The sequence below is a fragment of the Aeromonas sp. R2-3 genome, assembly GCF_040908375.1.
GTDB lineage: Bacteria > Pseudomonadota > Gammaproteobacteria > Enterobacterales > Aeromonadaceae > Aeromonas > Aeromonas veronii.
In genome coordinates this window covers 96053-116548 of record NZ_JBFODP010000032.1, presented here as the reverse complement: position 1 = coordinate 116548, position 20496 = coordinate 96053, and the positions used below count along the sequence as shown (strand labels likewise).

The 20496-nt window shown below is 61.1% G+C and carries 13 protein-coding genes; 2 read left to right on the top strand and 11 right to left on the bottom strand.

All coding sequences use genetic code 11. From position 1 onward, the window contains the following. Positions 1-45: 45 nt before the first annotated feature. The 11 genes from xdhC to mocA all read right to left on the bottom strand — a co-directional run bounded on the left by xdhC (position 46) and on the right by mocA (position 17979). Complete coding sequence (gene xdhC / locus AB5Z02_RS18055; RefSeq protein WP_368216581.1) at positions 46-531, bottom strand: xanthine dehydrogenase iron sulfur-binding subunit XdhC; 486 nt, start codon at positions 529-531, stop codon at positions 46-48. Next, a complete protein-coding gene (gene xdhB / locus AB5Z02_RS18050; protein WP_368216580.1) occupies positions 528-1406 on the bottom strand; it encodes a xanthine dehydrogenase FAD-binding subunit XdhB in 879 nt (292 codons plus the stop codon). The genes xdhC and xdhB overlap by 4 nt, the downstream gene beginning before the upstream one ends. Beyond that, the gene (xdhA, locus tag AB5Z02_RS18045; RefSeq protein ID WP_368216579.1) at positions 1399-3717 is read right to left on the bottom strand and encodes a xanthine dehydrogenase molybdenum-binding subunit XdhA; all 2319 of its coding nucleotides are present in this window, start codon (positions 3715-3717) and stop codon (positions 1399-1401) included. The genes xdhB and xdhA overlap by 8 nt, the downstream gene beginning before the upstream one ends. 373 nt (positions 3718-4090) lie before the next feature. Further along, the gene (locus AB5Z02_RS18040) at positions 4091-5392 is read right to left on the bottom strand and encodes an NCS2 family permease (protein ID WP_180343373.1); all 1302 of its coding nucleotides are present in this window, start codon (positions 5390-5392) and stop codon (positions 4091-4093) included. Between the two features lie 397 nt (positions 5393-5789). Further along, positions 5790-7106, bottom strand: coding sequence for a guanine deaminase (guaD, locus tag AB5Z02_RS18035; protein WP_257696237.1), 1317 nt, complete (start codon positions 7104-7106; stop codon positions 5790-5792). A gap of 53 nt (positions 7107-7159) precedes the next feature. Beyond that, positions 7160-8683, bottom strand: coding sequence for a nucleobase:cation symporter-2 family protein (locus AB5Z02_RS18030; RefSeq protein WP_257696236.1), 1524 nt, complete (start codon positions 8681-8683; stop codon positions 7160-7162). A 95-nt stretch (positions 8684-8778) separates the two neighbouring features. Beyond that, positions 8779-11676 (bottom strand): molybdopterin-dependent oxidoreductase Mo/Fe-S-binding subunit, encoded by a 2898-nt coding sequence (locus AB5Z02_RS18025; RefSeq protein ID WP_368216578.1) that lies wholly within the window; start codon positions 11674-11676, stop codon positions 8779-8781. After that, on the bottom strand, positions 11673-12449 hold the full coding sequence (gene ygfM, locus AB5Z02_RS18020) for a molybdopterin-dependent oxidoreductase FAD-binding subunit (protein ID WP_201973193.1): 777 nt from the start codon (positions 12447-12449) through the stop codon (positions 11673-11675). The genes AB5Z02_RS18025 and ygfM overlap by 4 nt, the downstream gene beginning before the upstream one ends. A gap of 80 nt (positions 12450-12529) precedes the next feature. Next, on the bottom strand, positions 12530-13858 hold the full coding sequence (gene ssnA, locus AB5Z02_RS18015; RefSeq protein ID WP_368216577.1) for a putative aminohydrolase SsnA: 1329 nt from the start codon (positions 13856-13858) through the stop codon (positions 12530-12532). A 30-nt stretch (positions 13859-13888) separates the two neighbouring features. Beyond that, positions 13889-16999: a putative selenate reductase subunit YgfK gene (gene ygfK, locus AB5Z02_RS18010; protein WP_323935359.1), complete on the bottom strand. Its 3111-nt coding sequence runs from the start codon at positions 16997-16999 to the stop codon at positions 13889-13891. Positions 17000-17343: 344 nt separating this feature from the next. Further along, positions 17344-17979 (bottom strand): molybdenum cofactor cytidylyltransferase, encoded by a 636-nt coding sequence (gene mocA, locus AB5Z02_RS18005; RefSeq protein WP_368216576.1) that lies wholly within the window; start codon positions 17977-17979, stop codon positions 17344-17346. A gap of 1 nt (position 17980) precedes the next feature. Between mocA and yqeC the strand changes: the two genes are divergently transcribed. Together yqeC and yqeB are read left to right on the top strand one after the other, a co-directional pair. After that, positions 17981-18829 carry a selenium cofactor biosynthesis protein YqeC gene (gene yqeC / locus AB5Z02_RS18000; RefSeq protein WP_368216575.1) on the top strand — a complete coding sequence of 283 codons (849 nt, stop codon included), beginning with the start codon at positions 17981-17983 and terminating at the stop codon, positions 18827-18829. 27 nt (positions 18830-18856) lie between these two features. Further along, positions 18857-20449 (top strand): selenium-dependent molybdenum cofactor biosynthesis protein YqeB, encoded by a 1593-nt coding sequence (gene yqeB / locus AB5Z02_RS17995; protein ID WP_368216574.1) that lies wholly within the window; start codon positions 18857-18859, stop codon positions 20447-20449. Positions 20450-20496 lie beyond the last annotated feature (47 nt).

Here is a 20496-nt window from a genome sequence, read left to right as displayed (position 1 = left end):
GGCTTGATTTCCTTTTTTCACACAACGGCACTTGCGCTCAGTCTGCTACCCCTTGCAGCACTTTTTCACCGCCCGCACCACGTTCTGATAACCGGTGCAGCGGCACAGATTCCCCGATAGCCCGCGGCGGATCTCCGCATCGGTCAAGGGGCGGCGCGCGGTCTTGTCGAGCAGGGCCGCGCTCGCCATCACGAGGCCGGGGGTGCAAAAACCGCACTGCACCGCCCCCTCGTCGATAAAGGCCTGCTGCACATCGGAGAGATCATTGCCTTTGCGCTCCCCCTCCACGGTGCGAATGGATTTGCCATCGGCCCAGACCGCCAGATAGAGGCAGCTGTCGATGGCAGTGCCATTCACCCGCACGGTACAGGCGCCGCACTCACCGACACTGCACCCCTCTTTCACACTGATCAGCCCCTGCCCGCGCAGGAAGTGGAGCAGCGACATGGTGGGCGGCACTGCATAGGAGTAAGGCTTGCCGTTGATCTCGCACTGGATTTCCACGGCGGGACAGCTTTGCGGTTGCATCATAGGATCTTCCCTCCGGCACGTTCGACTGCGCAGGCGACCACCCGCTGCGCCAGGGTTTTGATAAGGTGCAGGCGAAACTCCTTTTCCGCCCGCCAGGAGGATCGCGGCGCCACATCGGCCACCACCGCCTCGGCAATGGCGGCCAGTGTGGCGCGAGTCAGCGGTTGCCCTTCGGCTGCCGCTTCTGCGTGCGGGGTACGCACCGGGGTCGGGGCCGCCACCCCATAGGCCAGCCGCAGGCGCTTGAAGTGACCATCCTCAATCTGGCAGTAGGCGGCGCAGCCGATGGTGGCGATATCCATGGCATCGCGCATGGCGTACTTGAAGTAGTGGGAGCCCACATGGGGGGGCGAGTCCGGGGCAAAGTGGAATGCCACCAGGATCTCCGCCGGTTGCAGCGCAACCTTGCCGGGGCCAGTGTGAAAACCGGCGATGGGAATGCGGCGTGTGCCGTCTGGCCCGGCGATCTCCAGCTCCGCTTCCAGCGCCACTGTTGGCGCCGCCGAGTCTGCACTGGTGGCGCCGTTGCAGATATTGCCGCCATAGGTGGCGACGTTGCGGATCTGCGGGCCGGCGATGGTGGCAGCGGCTTCGGCCAGCATCGGCAGGCGGCGCTGCACCAGTTCGTTTTCGATGAGCTCGGTAAAGGTGGTGCCGGAGCCGATGCGGATAGAACCGTCAGCCAGCTCGCTCACCCCTTTGAGTTCGGGCAAGTCGTGAATATCGACGATATGACGATAGGCGGCGTTGAGGTGATGCAGCTGGATCATCACATCGGTGCCACCGGCCAGCAAACGCGCCTCGGGGTCAGCCTGACGCAGGGCGACCGCCTCGGCCACACTGTGCGCCTTGTAGTAACGGGCAATATCAAACATGGTGTTGCTCCTCCCCTGCTCCCTTGCCAATCAAACCCGCCGCGACAAACTCCCGGAACAGGGTCTTGGGGGTGATGGGCAGCTCGTTGATGGCTACCCCGGTCGCCATGCGAATGGCGTTACGGATGGCGGGACCCGGCGAGATGATGGGCGGTTCCCCCAGGGATTTGTGGCCATAGACCGACTGGGGCTCGTAGGTCTGCACGAAATCGCATTCGAGCTCGGGCAAGTCCAGCATGGTGGGGAACTTGTAGTCGAGCAGGTTGGGGTTGCGCACCACGCCGCTCTTGGCGTCGATGATCATCTCCTCGAACAGCGACCAGCCGATCCCCATCCCCATGCCGCCATGCACCTGCCCCTCCGCCAGCTGCGGATTGAGGATCTTGCCTGCATCGTGCAGGTTGATGATGCGATTGATGGTTACCTTGCAGAGATCGATATCGACGCTGAGATCGACAAAGGTGCAACCAAAGCTCGGCGGATTGGTGGTGGTCTTGTGGGAGACCTCGGAGGTGATCTGGCCGCCGATAGTGAGGTGGTAGTAGGCGTTGACCGACACCTCGGCGACGCTGATCAGCACCTTGTCCGGCGCACCGGCCAGCACCACGTAGCCGTCGATCAGGGTCAGCGACCCTACATCCTGATGGCAGAGCTGGGCTGCCAGCGACAGAATGCGGGCCCGCAGTTGCAGCGCCGCCTGATGAATCGCGGGGGCCGCCACATAGCTCTGACGCGAGGCGAACGAGCCAGGATCGTAGGCGGTAATGTCGGTATCCTGAGTCGAGATGACCCGGATCTGCTCAAACGGAATGCCCAATGTCTGGGCCGCCATCTGGGCAAATACGGTATCCGACCCCTGCCCTATCTCGGTGGCACCGATCTGCAGATTGACGGTGCCATCCTGATTGAGCAGCATGCGGGCGCCAGCAATTTCGACCCCCACCGGATAGGTGTTGGAGCCGTAGCTAAAGCACGCAACCCCGATGCCGCGCCGCACCCGGCTGGCAGGATCCTGCCCCAGACACTCGGCCTTGAGTCGATCCCACTCGAACATCTCGCGACCACGCAGCAGACAGTCCGGCAACCCGGCGCTGTAGATGGTCTTCTGGTTGACCTGATTGACATCCCCCTCGCGCGCCACGTTGGCGATCCGCACATCGAGCGGATCCAGCCCCAGTTCGGCGCAGGCATCATCCAGCATGCACTCGAGGGCAAAAATCACCTGGGGCGCGCCGTAACCGCGCATGGCACCGGCGGTGGGCAGGTTGCTGTAGAAGGTCTTGGCGTCATAACCGAAGGCGCTGCGCGGATAGAGGTAGCTGATCTTGTTGCCACCGGCGCTGGCGATGGAATGGCCGTGAGAGGCATAGCCGCCGGTGTTGGAGAGCACGTCGAGCTGATAGCCCTTGAGGGTGCCGTCGCGATTGAGGCCCATCTTGCCGTCGATGGCAAAGCCGTGGCGGGTGCGGGAGGCAAAAAAGCACTCCTCCCGGCTCAGGGTCACCTTGACCGGCACGCCGCCGAGCTTGTAGCTCAAAAACGCCGCCATCGGCTCTTCCAGCACGTCCTGCTTGTTGCCAAAACCGCCGCCCATATAGGGCTTGATCACCCGCACGCTCGACCAGGGCAGACCGAGGGACTTGGCCACCCGGCTGCGCACTATCTGGGGGATCTGAGTACTGCTGACCACTATGATGTGGTCCGGCTGATCCATGTAGGCGTAGCAGGTCACCGTCTCCAGATGGCAGTGCTGCACCACCGGCGTCCGGTAGTGCCCCTGAAACTGCAGATCGGCCGCAGCGATAGCATGCTCCGGGTCATTGGCGCGAAGCTGACTTTGGCGCAGCAAATTGCCGCTCGGGTGAATGGGATAGGCACCGTCGGCCAGCGCACTTTCGGCATCCGTCATCACCGGTAGCGGTTCGTAGGTCACCTTGACCAGCGCGGCCGCTTTTTCGGCCACCAGCGGATCGCGGGCCACCACGATGGCAACTCCATCACCAAAGTGACGTACATGGTCGGTGAGCAGACGCCGGTCTTTCACATCCCGTTTCGCCTCATCGAGAGACCAGGCGTGACCGGCGGTACGAAAACAGGTGGTGGGGACATCTTCATGGGTAAACACGGCTTCGACCCCGTGCAGGGCCAGTGCTTCGGTCGCATCGATGGCAAGCACCTTGCCGTGGGCAATATTGCTTCGCACATACTTGGCGTGGCGCATCCCGAGCATGATGTTGTCATCGGTATAGCGAGCGCTGCCGGTCACCTTGGCCTCGGCATCCACCCGCTTGAGCGGTAATCCTATGGACATATGCAAGTCCTTTTTCGAATGGAAAAATCTGGAACCGGCATAAAAAACAGCAAGATATGCGCCTGTTTCCCGCCATCGTCAGGAGAATGGGGAGAAGTGTGAAGGGGATCCCATCTAGCCCGCTTTTGTTGGCCCGCAGCGACAAGCCAGGGGCAGCCCCTGAGCAAATGTGGCCCGTCGGCGGTGAAAAAATCGGCATGGCGAGGACAACAAGGGCGAGAGCCTATCAATCTGGTAGGGGGATTTATCAAAATGGTATCGCGATGCCCCCCAACTGCGGAGACAGCCTAGGCATAATGCCTGCATGGGCGGGCTAAAAATAACAGGCATAAAAATGGGGCCGCCAGAGCGACCCCAAACGGGAGGGTTATCCCTAAATAGCCCACCCCCCAGCATAAAAGAGCACCAGCGCCAGGGCGATGACCACGGTGCCGACGTTGAGCTTGTGCCACTCCTTCGAGCAGATACGGCCGATCACCAGCGAGCTGAAGCCAAGCATGATGCCGGTCACGATGTTGCAGGTGAGTACGATAAAGACGGCGCACACCAGCCCGGACATGGCCCCGACAAAGTCATCGAAATCGAGTTTGGTGACGTTGCTCAGCATCAGGAGACCCACATACATCAGGGCCGGTGCGGTGGCATAGGCCGGCACCAGATAAGAGAGCGGCGAGAGGAACAGCATCAGCAGGAACAGGCCACCAACCACGGTCGCGGTGAGGCCGGTTTTGCCTCCCGCCGCCGTGCCAGCCGCCGATTCGATATAGACGGCCGCGGGGGCCGCCCCCACCAGACTGGAGAAGATGCTGCTGACCGAGTCGGCACTGAGCGCCTTGCCGCTGTTGATTATGTGACCATCCTTATCGAGCAGGTTGGCCTGCCCCGCCACGGCGCGGATGGTGCCGGTGGCATCGAATACCGCCGTCATTACCAGCGCCAGCACGCTGGGCAACACCAGCGGCGAGAGGGCCCCCATGATATCCAGACTGAAGATGAGGGACTTGCCCTGATCGTCCGAGAGGCTCGGCAGGGCGAACAGCCCCTGATACTTCACCGCCGGATCGAAGATAAGGCCGAAGATGGAGATGGCGATGATCACCAGCAGGATCCCCCCCGGTACTCTGAGCTTCTCCAGCCCGAAGATCACCGCAAGGCCGATCAGGGACATAATGACCGGCATCGAGGTAAAAGCCCCCAGCGCCACCGGCAGCCCCTCGAGCGGGTTCTTGATCACCAGCCCCACCCCGTTGGCGGCGATAAGCAGCAAGAAGAGACCAATCCCGATGCCGGTACCGTGGGCAATTCCCATCGGCAGGTTGTCGAGGATCCAGCTACGCACCCCGGTCACCGAGATAGCGGTAAAGAGTACCCCCATCAGGAAGACGGCCCCCAGCGCCACCGGAATGGGGATCTGCTGCCCCAGCACCAGACTGAATGCAGTAAACGCCGTGAGGGAAATAGCGCAACCGATGGCCATCGGCAACTTGGCCCAGAGCCCCATCAAGAGCGAACCGAACCCCGCCACCAGACAGGTGGCGACAAACACGGCGCCGGGGGGAAAGCCCGCCTTGCCGAGCATGCTCGGCACCACGATCACCGAGTAGACCATGGCAAGGAAGGTGGTGAGGCCCGCCAGCACCTCCTGTCTGACATTGCTGCCCCGCTCGCTGATCATAAAGTAGCGATCAAGAGCCGTGAGCGGCTGTTGCTTTGCTGCGCTCTGGCTGGCGTCATCATTGGCCAGCTGTTCCACGCTGTTTGTCCTGCTGTTTGCTTGGGTCATACCCAACTCCTTCACACGCGCCTGAATGTTCCATGACGAAATGGCGACAGGATCTGCGGGTCTGCCGAGCGCCAGTCTGATGAGAAACAGGCGATGGTGGCAGAAGATGCGACAGACAGACCAGGGCAGGCAGCCTTGACTCAAACGTTTGCCTTGCTGGTCAAAAAAACCGGGCCATTTCACGTTCTATGCGGGGAGATCCCCTGTGGTGCGGCAAGACTGGCGCCCCTGTGGGGCACGCCAGCCGCCGTATTCGTTGGGGCTGCGCCGCGGCAGCCCACTACAAGCCCTACCCCCGTTCATGCACCAGTTGGCCATCCACATAGGTGCGGTAGATGGATCTGTCATCCCCCAGGGTCAACAGCACAAAGAGCTTGTCCCGCAGGGTGGTGGAGTTGTCATAACGCAGCTGCTGCAGCGGGGTGGCGACCGGGTCGAGCACCACGAAGTCCGCCTCCTTGCCCACCGCAAAGCTGCCGATCTTCTCGTCCAGCCCCAGCGAATGAGCGCCGCCCAGGGTCGCCAGATAAAAGGCCTGATAGGCCGAGAGCCGCTCGCCCTGCAACTGCATCACCTTGTAGGCCTCGTTGAGGGTCTGCAGCATGTTGAAGGTGGTGCCGGCGCCTATGTCGGTGCCCATCCCCACCTTCACCTGCTTGCGCCACGCCTTGTGCAGCTTGAACAGGCCGCTGCCCAGATAAAGATTCGATGTGGGGCAGAAGGCGATGGTGGAGCCGGTCTCCTTCAGGCAATCCCACTCCTGCTCTTCCAGATGGACGCAGTGGGCAAACACGCAGTTGTGGCCGGTCAGCCCATGCTGGTGATAGACATCGAGATAACCCTTGTGCGCCGGGAAAAGAGATTTGACCCAGGCGATCTCATCATTGTTTTCGCACAGATGGGTGTGCAGATAGGTGGTGGGAAACTCTTCGCGCAGTCGCCGCGCCATCGCCAGCTGCTCGGGTGTCGAGGTGGGTGCAAATCGTGGTGTGATGGCATAGAGCAGTCGACCGTTGCCGTGCCAGCGCTCGATAAGCTGCTTGCTCTGCACATAGCTGATCTCGGCGGTGTCGAGCAGATAGTCGGGTGCATTGCGATCCATCATCACTTTGCCGGCGATCATCCGCATATTGATGCGGCTGGCCGCCTCGAACAGGGCGTCTACCGACTCGGGGTGCACTGTGCCGAACACCAGCGCCGTGGTGGTGCCGTTGCGCAGCAACTGCTTGATAAAGAAGGTGGACATCTCGCGGGCATACTCGAGATCGTTGTAGCGCCGCTCGGCCGGGAAGGTGTGGCGGTTGAGCCACTCCAGCAGCTGCTCGCCATAGGCCCCTACCATCTCGCTCTGGGGATAGTGAATGTGGGTATCGACAAAGCCCGGCACTATCATCTTGCCGCGATAATCGCGCACCCGCACTTCGGCCGGAATGCGATCCTTGCCCTCCTCCCACTCACCAAACCAGTCGATGCAGCCGTTGCGAATGATCAGCAGACCATCCTCGATAAGACGGGCGTTGGACTCAATCTCCTCGGGCTGATCCACCACCCGGGTGATATCGAAGAAACTGCCGCGTACCGCTTTGACAGAGTTGTCGTTTTTCATAACCGTTTCCCTGTTTTTCTTGTTCTGTTGACGTTTTTTTGCCGATTTAACCGTCAGATCCGTTCCACTTGTGGCGCCACCGCCTGCCCGGGCACTGGCTCTGGTGAACCCTCCCCCTTGCTGGCCGATGGCTGGCCCGCACTGCGGGCGGTAAAGCTCACATCCGGCTTGTCGCTCAGCTGGATCACTTCAACCGCCTCGGCATCCCTGACGGCCGCCTTGCGTTTGCGGCTTTGCGGCAGCACCAGATTCATGATGATGGCGGTGATGCCGCCAGCGCAGATGGGGTTCTCCACCAGCATGTAGATACCCGCCGGCAGCACCTTGAAGACGTTCGGGTCATAGGAAACGCCAAGCCCAAGACCCAGCGAGGTGGCGACAATCAGAGTCTCCCGCCGATCGAAGCCGTGGCTGATGATGATGCGACCACCAGCGATGGCGATCATGGAGAACATGATGACCATGGCGCCCCCCATCACAGGTGACGGTATGGTGGTAAAGAAGCGCCCCACCACCGGGAAGAGCCCCAGCAGCACCAGAATGACGGCAATAAACTTGCCCACATGGCGTGACGCCACCCCGGTCATCTGGATGACGCCGTTGTTCTGGGCAAAGGTGGTGAGTGGCAAAGAGCCGAGGGCAGAGGCGATCACCGAGACCAGACCGTCCGCCAGTACGCCGCCGGAGAGCCGCTTTTGAAACTCGGGGCCCTGAATATCCCGGTGAGAGACCATGGCGGTGGCGGTGATGTCCCCCACCGCCTCCAGCACGCTCAACAGATAGATGGTGCCCGCCAACATAAAGGCGTGAAAATCGAAGGAGAAACCGTACTTGAACGGGATCGGCACCGTAATAAGCGGCAGGTCCTCAAGGGCGGAGAAATCCACCATACCGAGCATCAGGGCCACTGCATAACCCACCATCAGGCCGATGGCAATGCCGCTCATCCGCAGCAGCGGGCTTCGGCTGCAGTTGAAGGCGACGATGACACAGAGCACCAAGAGCCCCAGCCCGATGTGCTCGTATTTGCCAAAGGTGCCGCTGCTCATGGCGGAGAAGCCGCCGCCAAAGTCGATGATCCCCACCTTGATAAGGCTCAGACCAATCATCAGCACCACTACCCCGCTCACGGTCGGGGTGATCACCCGCTTGAGGTAGGGCAGCACAAAGGAGGAGCCCATCACCAGAAAGGCACCGACAAAGGAGACCCCGAGCAGAGTCGAGACGATCAGCTCCTCGTGGATGCCATCTTTTTTCATGGCGCCGCCGAGCGCGATCATCACGGTGACGAAGGAGAAGTTGACCGACTGGATGGAGAGCAGCCCAGACCCGATGGGGCCATAACGGTTTACCTGCAGCCAGGTGCCGATACCGGAGGCGATCATCGCCATGGAGACCAGATAGGCGGTGATCTCGGTGGATAGGCCCAGGGCGCCGCCGACGATCAGCGCCGGAGTCACCATGGGGACAAAAATCGCCAGCAGATGGGTCACTGCGCCCATCAGGGTTTGATAGAACGGGGGTTTGTCTTCCAGCTCGTAAATGAGATCCGAGTGCTTGCGTGTTGTTTTAGACATCGTGTTTGTCCCATCACACAGAATGTAGGCGGAGTACTCATTCCGCCGTCAGGCGCTGGGGGCGAGCTGGCGCCCGCCCCTCACCTTTTCTTTTGTTATGCCGACACTTTTTGCTCCAGCTTGCCCAGTTCGCGCAGGATCTGCTCCGGCGTGAAGTGCCACTTGCGCAGCCAGACACCGCAGGCGTCGTGGATGGCGGTAGCGATGGCGGGCGCCGCGCCGTTGACCCCGATCTCCGAGATGGACTTGGCGCCGTAGGGGCCAACCTTGTCATCACTCGGTACCAGGAAGGCCCGGAAGTCGCGGGGAATGTCGCCAATCTTGGGCGCGCCATAGCTCTTCAGATCCCGGGTTAGCGGGATGCCCTTGCTGTCGTAGCAGATCTCCTCGCTCATGGTGTGGCCGATGGCCCGCATGGTCGCCCCGTAGATCTGGCCGAGGGCCAGCTCCGGGTTGATGGGGGTGCCGCAGTCGAGCAGGGCGTAGAACTTGTCGAGTCGGATCTCGCCGGTTCTGACGTTGACCGCCACCTCGGCGAAGTTGGCCCCATACGGGAAGGCAAGCTCCGAGGTGATGTAGCTGGCAGTGCCCACCAGGATACCGAAGCCGGTACCTGTTTCCGCCTTGTGGGCCAGCTTGGCGAGACTCACCTCCCCCTGCTTGCCGCGTACTATGCCCGGGTGAACCAGCTCTACGTCTTCGACCGGCTCGCCCAGCATGGCGGCGCCGTGGAACAGGATCTTCGCCTTGAGGTTCTCGGCCGCCATCTTGGCCGCGTTGCCGGAAAAGCAGGTACCTGACGAGGCGTAGGCTCCCTTGTCGAACAGGGCATGGTCGGTGTCGCCAGAGATCACATGCACATCGCTGAGCGGGCAACCGAGCACCTCGGCGGTCAGCTTGGCGACCACGGTATCGAGGCCGGTGCCGATATCGGCGCCACCGGAGTGGACGATAAAGGTGCCGTCCGATTCCAGCTTGACCATGCAGTTGGCCTGATCGATATCCGGGATTCCCGATTTTTGCATGATGATGGCGACGCCGCGGCCGATGCGCCAATCCCCGTCGGCGGGTTTGGGACTGTCCCAAGCGATAAGCTCTCGACCCTGTTTGAGGATGGGTTCGAGGGCGCAACTGGCAGCGTGGGGCACAGAAGTGGGCATCTTGCCCTCGCCGATGGCGCCCAGCACCTTGAGGATGTCCCCTTCGTGCACCCGGTTGTGCTCCACCATGTCGAGCTGATCGATCCCCAGTTTCTCGGCCAGTTCGGCAATGGCCATGGTCAGGGCGAAGTTGCCCTTGGGCGCGCCGTAACCCTGATAGGCGCCGGTCGGGCAAATGTTGCTGTAGTAGGTGTTGACGGTAAAGCGCACGTTGTCGCACGGGTAGAGCGGCAAAGAGAGCGCCGGGCCGTTGCTCGGCACCGTCAATGAGTGGTTGCCGTAAGGGCCGGTGTTGGCGCGAAAATCCATGTCGATGGCGGTGATGGTGCCATCTTTTTTGGCCCCCACTTTCACCTTCACCTTGGCCACGTGGCGGGAGGTGTTGCTGATGAACTCCTCTTCACGGGTGTAGCGGAAGGTGACCGGACGGCCGGTGACCTTGGTCGCCCAGGCGCACACCTCTTCCAGCAGGATATCCTGCTTGGAGCCAAAGCCGCCCCCTACCCGCTCCTTGATCACATGCACCTGGTGCTGCTTCATGCCGACAATGCGCGCCACCTGACGGCGCACGTGCCACGGCACCTGAGTGGATGCGTGAATAACCAGACGATCCCCATCCATGTAGGTGAAGCAGATGTGCGGCTCGGTCGGGCACTGCTGGGCCTGGGTCGATTCGTAGGTGCGTTCGACTATCTCGTCCGCCTCGGCAAAGCCTTTGGCCACATCACCGATCTGGCCATGGACGCTGGCGGCCAGGTTCTCGTGCGGGCGGGAGCCGATGGGGAAGTTGATGATCATGTGCTCGTCGCCACGGCGTACCGAGCAGGCGTTCTGCTGCTCGAGATCCGCCGGCGCACCGGCCATGTAGACAATGGGCTCGTCGTGGACCAGCGGTGCATTGGGGGCCATCGCCTCATCGATATTCATGACCGCTGGCAGCACCTGATACTCAACCTCGATGAGTTTCAGGGCTGCCAATGCGATGGCTTCGCTCTCGGCCACCACGGCGGCCACCCGGTCACCTACGTGGCGCACCTTGCGGCTGAACATGCGGCGATCGAGCGGTGACGGCTCGGGAGCACTCTGGCCACCCGGGGTGTAAAACACATCCGGGCAGTTGAGGTGGGTGATGACATGCACGACGCCCGGCAGCGCTTGCGCGCGGCTCACGTCGAGTTTGGTGATCACAGCATGGGGATGGGGACTGCGCAGCATCTTGATGATCAGCGCATCTTCAGTAACCCGATCCTCCACGTAGCAGGGCTTGGCCTGCACCATCTTGGCGGCGTCCACTTTCGGACAGCTCTTGCCGATATGGCGCAAATCGTCGCGAAACTCGGGGGCGATCTGGCACAGGTAATCGGGATCCTTCATCCGTGAACAGGCAAGCTCGATGGCCTGATAGAACTGCTGATAACCGCCATCGCGGTGAAACAGGCCCGAGAGGGCATCGTCGATTTGATCACGGGTAGGCTCAGGATGGCGATCAAGCAGGTCGGTGACGATGAGCGCGGCGGCCGGATCGTTGTAGCCGGACTGCACCACCCCCACATCCACCATCGCCTGCTGTACCAGACTGAGCTGGTTCCAGCTGCCCAGCGACTCGGCGGTGCGCACCTCTGATCCATCCAGCTGCGCGGCGATCAGCAGGGAGGCGTTGATCACCTTGCCATTGAAGAGAATGGCGTCGGAGCCGGCAAAACCGAAGCCGTCGTCGCTGTTGCGCACCGAGTGCATCCGGCACTGATTGAACAGCACCCGCTGGGCATTGTCGCCGGCTTTGCAGATGACGGTGCGCAGGGCACCGTTCAGGGTAAAGTTGAGTTCCATCATGCTTGCACCTCCTGCTGCTGGCAATCCACCAGCAGATCCGCCACTACCACGCCGGTGATATACCGCTTGTAACTTATGCTGCCCGCCAGATCTTCACGGGGCGCAATCAGCTCGCTTACGGCGGCCTCCAGCGCGGCATCGTGCAGTTCGCGGCGCTCCAGGTCCCGCAGACGCATCGGCTGCGGGGTGACGCCAGCGACGGCCACCCGCATCTCACCAATGCTGTCGAGGGCCACGGCGGCGGTCATCACCGCCAGGCCATCGGCATTGCGGCTGATGCGGCGAGTGGCGCAGCGCAGTTCGGGCTCCGGCAGCACAATCCCCAGCACCAGGGCATTGCGCTGGCCCGCCAGATAGGCATCGATGGGTTGCAGCAGGTTGTTCTCCAGCACGACCACGGCTTCGAGTACCAGCAGTACCGGCAGCAGCGGGGAGTCCTGCTGCTGGCAGGCAATTTCGCCGCCAATGGTGGCCTGATTGCGCAGATGGCGGGAGTAGACAAACCCCAGCGCCTCGCACAGGGCGGCCGGGGTGCGGGGATCATCTTTCAGGGTCTGCAGGGTGACGGTGGCGCCGATATGGAGCTGGCCGTGCTGTTGCTCAATCTGGTTCAGTCCCAGCTTGTCCAGCGAGATAGCGACCTTCTTGTCGGTGCGGGTCGGGGCGGCGTTAAGCTTGCTGCCGCCCCCCATGTAGACGGCGTCGTTGCCGAAACTGGCCTTGAGTTCCAAAGCCTGACCCAGTTGCTCGGGTCGGAAGAATTGCTCAATCATGTGTCGTCCTTACTCTTGCTGCCCGCCGCCGGGAAAATCCACAGGGCGGGCAATCCGGTCCAAAACTGTGGAAGGTGGCCTTAGGCCAGCTGATCCATCCGTTGCCACAGGCGGCTCGCCACCTTGCTGGCCTGCTCATAAATGGGCGCGACATCGAACGGGAACTCGCGATCCTGATAGACCATGCGCCCCTCCACCATCACGCTGTTGACGCTGTTCGATCCCATACCAAAGGCGAGATGGCCCCCGAGGTTGCGCGGCGCCAGCGGGGTCGGTGCGTCGTAATCACAGATGGTGAGGTCGGCCTTGTAGCCCGGCTCCAGGCGGCCAAATTTGGCGCCGAAGTTGCGTTCCAGCAAGGTGTTGCCGTTCCACAGGAAGCGGGCAAAGCTGTCGGGCCAGAGCGCGCCACCGGCATCCTTGTGTTTGAAGTAGGCGAACTTGAGCTCTTCGAGCATGTCGGAGCCGATGCCGTCGGTGCCAAGCGCCAGATTGCGATACTCCGGCAGGTGCATGTTGTAGCCCACATGGTTGTTCATGTTGGAGCGGGCGTTATGCACCAGGAAGGCATCGCGGCTGTTGAGCAGCTCGATGTCGGCCGGGCTCAGGTAGATACCGTGGGCGATCAGGGTCTTGCTGTCGATAAGGCCAAACTCGTCCAGCCGGGCGATGGGCTCCTTGCCATAGTGGTGGTGGCCGTGGGCCATGTCGTAGCGATCTTCCGCCACATGGATATGCAGACCACGACCGGTGACCTGCACCGCTTCGCGCAGCATGGCCAGCCCCTCGTCAGGTACGGTGAAGGGGGCGTGGGCACCGATATGGGCCTCCACCAGATATGGCTCGCTCCCCTTGGCTTTGGTCGCATCGATCTGTTGGGCGAACAGGATGTTCTCCTCTACCCCGGCCTGCAGCTCGGCGAGGCCGCCGTTGCGATCCGTGGTCTCGAAGCAGGTCATGCCGCGCAGACCCGCCTCCACAAACCCTTTGCGCAATACATTCAGGGAACCCTTGATGAAGTTGGGCGAAGCGTGGTGGTCGATCACCGCACTGCAACCGCTCTGGATCGCTTCCAGCGAGCAGATGAGGCCGCTGTAGTAGAGGGACTCTTCATCGAGCGCCCGATCAAGCCGCCACCAGAGATTTTTCAGGGTGGAAATAAAATCTGGGCAAGGGGCGATATTGGCCATGATCCCCCGCGACAGGCCGGAGTAGAAGTGGTTGTGGGCACAGACGATGCCCGGCATCACCAGCTTGCCCCCCATCTCCCGATAGTTGGCCTCCGGGTAGAGGGCCCGCAGATTGGGCCCCACCGCTTTGATAAGCGATCCTTCGATGGCGATATCCACCCCTTCCAGCACCCGGGTCGGCTCCAGCTGGACCGCGGTGACGTTCTTCAGAATAAACATGGTTTGCTCCTTCGCTTATTCGTGGTTCGCTCAGGCCTCGACGGCCCCCAGCAGGTAGTGGTGATGAGCATGGACATGGCTGATGATCCGGCACATGTCGCCAAGGGCCGCTGGCGCATCCTTGATCCGGCTCTGGGCATCTATGGTCAGGCGATAGGTCTCGCCATCCTGACGCACCCGCAGTTCGCCCCCGTCAGCCAGATAGAAACCGGGGTTGCGGCTGTTGTCGAAGTCCTCGGGCAGGCTGAAGATGGTGACCTTGTCCTGATAGGGCTTGCCCTGCCACGGGCAGAACTGGGCACAGTTGCCACATTCGTTGCAGTAGGCATCCAGGTGCAGGGTCTGGAACTGATCCTTGAAGCCCGGTACCGCGATGGCGATGTTGGCCCGGTTGGGGCAGACATCCACGCACTTGCTGCAGAGGTAGTTGCACTCGAGGCACCGGTGCGCCTCTTGCGCCACGAATGCATCGCGCTCGTTCTTGTCAACCATGGTGACGGCGATGCTCCCCTTGCGGCGGTAGATCTCATCCTTGCCCGACGGCTGGATGGTCACTTCACTCTGCTGGCTGGCGATATGCTCGCGAGAGAGCACCAGATCCGCGGCGCGGCGGGCACCACCGATGGCGCCGACAATGGAGGACGGGCCACTCTGCACGTCACCGATGAGGAAGACGTTGCGACGGCTGGTTTCGCCGGTCTGGCTATCCACCTCGGGCCAGCCATCGCTGCCAAGGGGAATCCCCATCGCTTTGAGCACCTCGCAGTCAGGCTGCTCGCCGATGGCGGTGATCAGGGCATCCATCTGCATCACTTCGGTCTGCTCGGTGGGCACCGGACGGCGGCGGCCCTGCTCGTCAGGATCCCCCAGCGCCATCATCCGCACGGTGAGCTTGCCATCTTTCTCAAAACGCTCCGGATTGGTGAGGAAGCAGAAACGCACCCCATCCTCCACCGCTTCCAGATACTCCTCGCGATAGGCGGGCATCTCCTTTTCGCTGCGACGGTAGATCACGGTGACATCGCTGACACCGGGCACCTTGAGGGCGGCGCGGGCGCAGTCCATGGCGGTGTTGCCGGCACCAACCACAGCCACATGGCGGCCCAGCGGCAGCGGTTTGCCCTGATTGAAGCTGCGCAGGAAGTTAAAAGACTTATAAATCCGCTCATGACCCCCATCGAGGCGCATGCCCCCGTTCTTGTCGGCACCGATGCCGACGAAGACATAGCTAAAGCCCCGGGCGTGCAGCTTGTCGACGGTGAGCGCCGGATCGCAACCAAACTCGAACTTGACCCCGTGGGCGGCGACAAAGTCGATGTCATGCTGGATAAGCTCAGCCGGAATGCGGAACTCGGGGATGATGTGCTTGACCACGCCACCGGCATCCGCTTCGCGCTCGAACACGGTGACCGGGTGGCCGGCACGGGCCAGGAAGTAACCGGCGGAGAGACCAGCCGGGCCGGCGCCAATGACTGCAACCGGGTGCTTGTCACCACTGCCTGCCGGCTTGTGCCAGCGCGCCTTGTACCCTTCCCAGCCGCGCTCCAGCGCCACTTTTTTCAGCTCGCGGATATTGAGCGCACTGTCGTAATCGAGACGGGTGCAGTTGTACTGGCACTGGTGATCGCAGATGTGGCTGGTGATGGCAGGCAAGGCGTTGCGCTGATAAATCAGCTCAAGGGCTGCCACATACTCTCCCTCGCCCATCAGACGAATGTACTCGGGGATATCCTGATGCACGGCGCAGGCGGTGACGCAGGGCGCCACGTAGCAGTCGGTCAGCGGCAGGCCACCACCCACTTCGATGCGGTCCTCGGACTTCCACTCCTTCTGGGTGTAATCCATGGTGAGCGCCTTGGCGGCAAGCGCTTCCAGCTTGGCCACATCCACCTGACTCATGCCCCAGCTGTCAGAGGCGTCGATCTCTTTGAGGCACTCGATCTGACGCAGGTAGCCGCCCGGTTTCAGCAGGTCGGTGGCCATGGTGATGGGACGGATACCGGTCTCGAAGATCTCGGCGATGTTGAACTTGCTGGCGCCGCCCGAATAGGAGATGGGCAGCTTGCCATCGAAGGCACGGGACAGCACGGCGGCCACGTTGATGGAGAGCGGGAACAGCGCCCGGCCGGACATGTACATCTCATCCCCCGGCAGCGCCCCCTTGCGGTTGATGGTGCCAAGGGTATTGGTGAGCTTGACCCCGAAGGTGAGCCCCTTCTCGGCCCCCAGCGCCATCAAGCGAGTCAGCATGGCTTTGGCCTGATCCAGCTTGAGGTCGTGATCGAACGACTCTTCACTCAGCCCAATGTAATCAAAGCCGCAGGTATCGAGGATCTCGCGCACCCGCGGGTAGCCCAGCAGGGTCGGGTTCAGTTTGACGAAGGTGTTGAGTCCCTTCTCCTCCAGCATGTAGCGGCAGATGGCCTCGATCTCGTTCGGCGGGCAGCCGTGCATGGTGGAGAGGGTGACGCCGTGCACCAGATTGGCCGGGATGCGATCCACCAGCTGTTGCAGACGATCGCGGCGCGCCCCCAGCCCCAGCTCGGCGATAAACTGCTCGTCGGACACCAGCTCGCGCAGCACCTGCTGGTACTCGGCAAATTTCGGAGTGCTGCTAGCATCCATCAGGCTGTGGATAAACTGCTGCATCGGTGGCTGTTTGATGCCATCAAGGTTGTAGCCCACGCTCATGTTGAAGATGAAGGATTTGGCCTCTCCATCGAGGCGGGGGTCAAACACCTCCTCCAGCAGATAGAGGGCAAACCAGGCTTTCAGATACTCGTCAAACGCCTTGGGCAGGGTGAACTCGGTAGACCACTCGGTGTTGAAGCACTCATCCTCGGCGTCGATACAGGGCTTTTCCAGTTCGAGACGGTCCAGGATCTGCACCGTCTTGAGCTCGATAAAGCGCCCGCCGGTCAGCCAAGAGGTGACGATGTTCTGGGCCAATTGGGTATGGGGGCCGGCTGCCGGGCCGATGGGGGTCTCGCAGGTTTCACCGAACACCTTGATCTTGCGCTCGTCCTGCTTGCGATAGAATTGCGCGGCGGGAATACCGAAAATGCTCTGACTTTCTTTATATTCCGCAAAAATACGGGTCAGCAGGTTCTTGAACGGAACGGGTCGCATAATATCGCCCATGGCTATCTCCTTGCAGCTGTTCTGCCCATTGGCAGCATGAATAAATGGGGTATCCCGCACGGGTGTTCCCCCTTGGCAAGGAGAAGAGCAACAATCAGGCCACTACAGTTACAAAACGAGTTACAAAACTATTTTTTAGGGTGAAAGCGTGAGGCAGCTCCAATTAATGATGAGAATTTACGATGCCACCATTATGGGTATTGCGAGTAGTTATCAATCACTCTGGAATTTACTTAATGAGCTGATTAAAAAGAACTCACCCTATCAGATCAAGTGCGAGAAATATCACTTTGATACGCCATTTATCTCCCCGTTATCTTTTTAAAACAGGGTTATTTCGTGGGCTAACTCTCATTTTCAAGAATGCCACCCAGCAGCGCCTGATAGCGCTCCGGGGTATCCACATCAAACAGGATAGCGGGGCTGTCAACTGGCACCATACGGTGTGGATGCCCTTGCAACCAGCGGCGCACCGAACCTTGTGCCGGCGCGGTAGCCAGCTCCCTTGCGATGGATTTTGGCAGCAACACCGGATGACCCGCCTCCCCCTGCCAGGTGGGAAAGAGTGTCTCACAGCCCCGTGTCTGCCAGAGCTGTTGATAGACATCGCGCGGGATACAGGGGAGATCCCCGTGGCTGATAAAGAGGTAGTCAGCGTCACTGGCCGCCAGGGCGCAGCGGATGGAGCTGCCCAGCCCCTGCCGATAGTCGGGATTGTGGACGACAACAATATCCGGCCGTGATCCGTAGCGGGCTTGAAGCTCCTCGCCACGATGGCCCACCACCAGAATAACCCGCTGACAAAAAGCCAGGGCATTTTTGAGACTTGCATCAAGCATTGTCCCCTGGCAATAAGGTAGCATCATTTTCCAAGTACCCATTCGGGAAGATAAACCCGCCGCCGTTATTATACAGTCACACTGCACTTGTTCCTGGCAACGTTGTTTTCCACTCCCTTCGATATTTATTTTGGTCGTCATTATGTCGCACCCACACGTTGTTGCTGTCGCATTTCCAGATATAGTTCCACTATTAAACTCGCTCACCAAAAATATTGATAGCCATACCACCTTAATTAGCCTCTGCGGCGCCGGTGGAAAAACCAGCACCCTGTTCTGGCTGGCGGAATATTTTTATCAACAGGGTAAAAGGGTGCTAATTACCACCACCACCCGGATGTTTCTGCCAGCCCCGTCACACTATCGGGAATTGATTATCGAGACGGATCCCGTTCGTCAACTTACCCGCTGTCAGGCCCTGCCGGATGGCCCGGCGCTGGTCGCCCTGTTCAGCCATATCGATCAGGCCAGCGGCAAGGTGGCGGGCCCCACACCCCAGCAGATTGATCTCATCAAGGGACAGCAGCGCTTCGATCTCATCCTGGTCGAAGCGGATGGCGCCCATCACAAGTTATTGAAAGTGCCCGCTTTGCACGAACCTTGCATTCCTCAGCACAGTGATTGGGTGATCGCCCTGACAGGCGGCGCCATGGTAGGGGCCAAGGCCGACCCGCAGCAGATCCACCGCTGGGCAGAGCTTCAGGCCCTGTGCGGGATAGAGGCCGGTGACCCCCTCGACTGGGCGCTGTTTCACCAGCTGCTCTCCCACCCCGAGGGGCTGTTCAAAGGCACCCCGGCCAGGGCGCGCCGGATCTGGTTTATCAATGGGGATTATCAAAATGAGGCGTTGTGGCTCGATGAATTGATAAAGCTGCATACCCGCCACCCCGAGATCCACGCCATCTGGCAGGGGGCTGTTCGCGAACCACAACCCATTCGCCTCGCACTCGGTTACTTCGCTCAGGATGAGGCACAGCCGCCTCGCCCATGATGGTTTAAGGATAAGAAGAGGTACCTTATGAATCTGTTTGCACACGCAGCCCGACTGGAACAGGAGAACACGCCGTTTGCCATGGCCCAGATCATCGAGAGCCGGGGCTCCACCCCGCGCCATCAGGCCCAGATGCTGGTGATGGCCGATGGCCAGATCCTCGGCACCATCGGCGGCGGCATGATCGAGCGGCTGGTGATCGAAGAGGCCGTGGCGGCCATTGCAGAGCGCAAGCCGCGCATCTTCCACGGCCGGATGGCCCGCAACGGCGAACATGCGGTCGGGTCGGATTGCGGCGGCGCCATGTCGGTCTATATCGATGTCTATGGCCTGCGGCCACGACTGGTGCTCATTGGTGCCGGTCACGTCAACCGGGCGCTGGCCCATGCCGCCGCGCCACTGGGTTTTGATATCCATGTCGGTGACTGTTTTGAAGGGAGCCTCAACCCCGATCACTTCCCAACCGGCACTCACCTCAAACAGGCCGATACCATCAGCGCGGTGATCGAGACATTGGCCATCGAGCCCGCCAACTTCGTCATCATCGCCACCAACCATCAGGACAAGGAGGCGCTGGATCGGCTCATCAATCGTCCCCTCGCCTATCTGGGGCTGCTCGCCAGCAAGCGCAAGGTGCAGACCTTCACCCAGGCCCTGCGCCAGCAAGGGGTGAGCCAGGAACAACTGCAGCGGCTGCACGCCCCCATCGGCTACAACATAGGTGCCGAGACCCCCGAGGAGATCGCCATCAGCATTCTCGCCGAGCTGCTGCAAGTGAAAAACGGCAAATCGGGTGGGCTGATGCAGGATGACGTGCGCCTCAAGCGGGATCAACTGGTGGTGATGCGCGGCTCCGGCGACATCGCCACCGGCGTCGCGCTGCGCCTGCACAATGCCGGCTTCAAGGTGGTGATGCTGGATCTCGACAAACCCACGGTGATCCGCCGCACCGTCGCCTTCGCGCAAGGGATGTTCGATGGTGAAACCAGTGTCGAGGGTGTGCGCGCCAAGCGGGTCGAGAGCGTTGAGCAAGCGTTCGAGCAGCTGGATCGGGGCATCATTCCGCTGCTGGTTGACCCCGACTGTGCCACCCTCGCCGAGCTCAAGCCCCGCTATCTGGTGGATGCCATCCTCGCCAAGCAGAATCTCGGCACCCACAAGGAGATGGCCCCCATTACGGTGGCCCTCGGCCCGGGGTTTGAGGCGGGGCGCGACTGCGATGCGGTGATCGAGACCAACCGCGGTCATCATCTGGGCCGGGTCATCTATCAGGGCCCTGCCCAGCCCAATACCGGCATTCCCGGGGTGATCGAGGGACACTCCGCCCGCCGGGTGGTACGCGCCCCCGTCGCCGGAGTGATGAAGAGCATTATCAAGCTCGGTGATCTGGTGCAGGAGGGGGATGTGATCGCTCACGTGGGGGACGCCCCCATTATCGCGCCGCTCTCCGGCATGGTGCGAGGTCTGCTCAGCGATGGCATCGAGGTGCCGGTCGGCTTCAAGATCGGTGACATCGACCCCAGAGGCGAGCGGGCCGACGCCACCACGGTATCGGACAAGGCACGCGCCATCGGCGGCGCCGTGCTGGAGGCCATGATGCATCTGGCCCAGCGTAGATAAGGCTGTGTGCCAACACAAAGGGCCCGCCATCATGGCGGGCCCTTTTT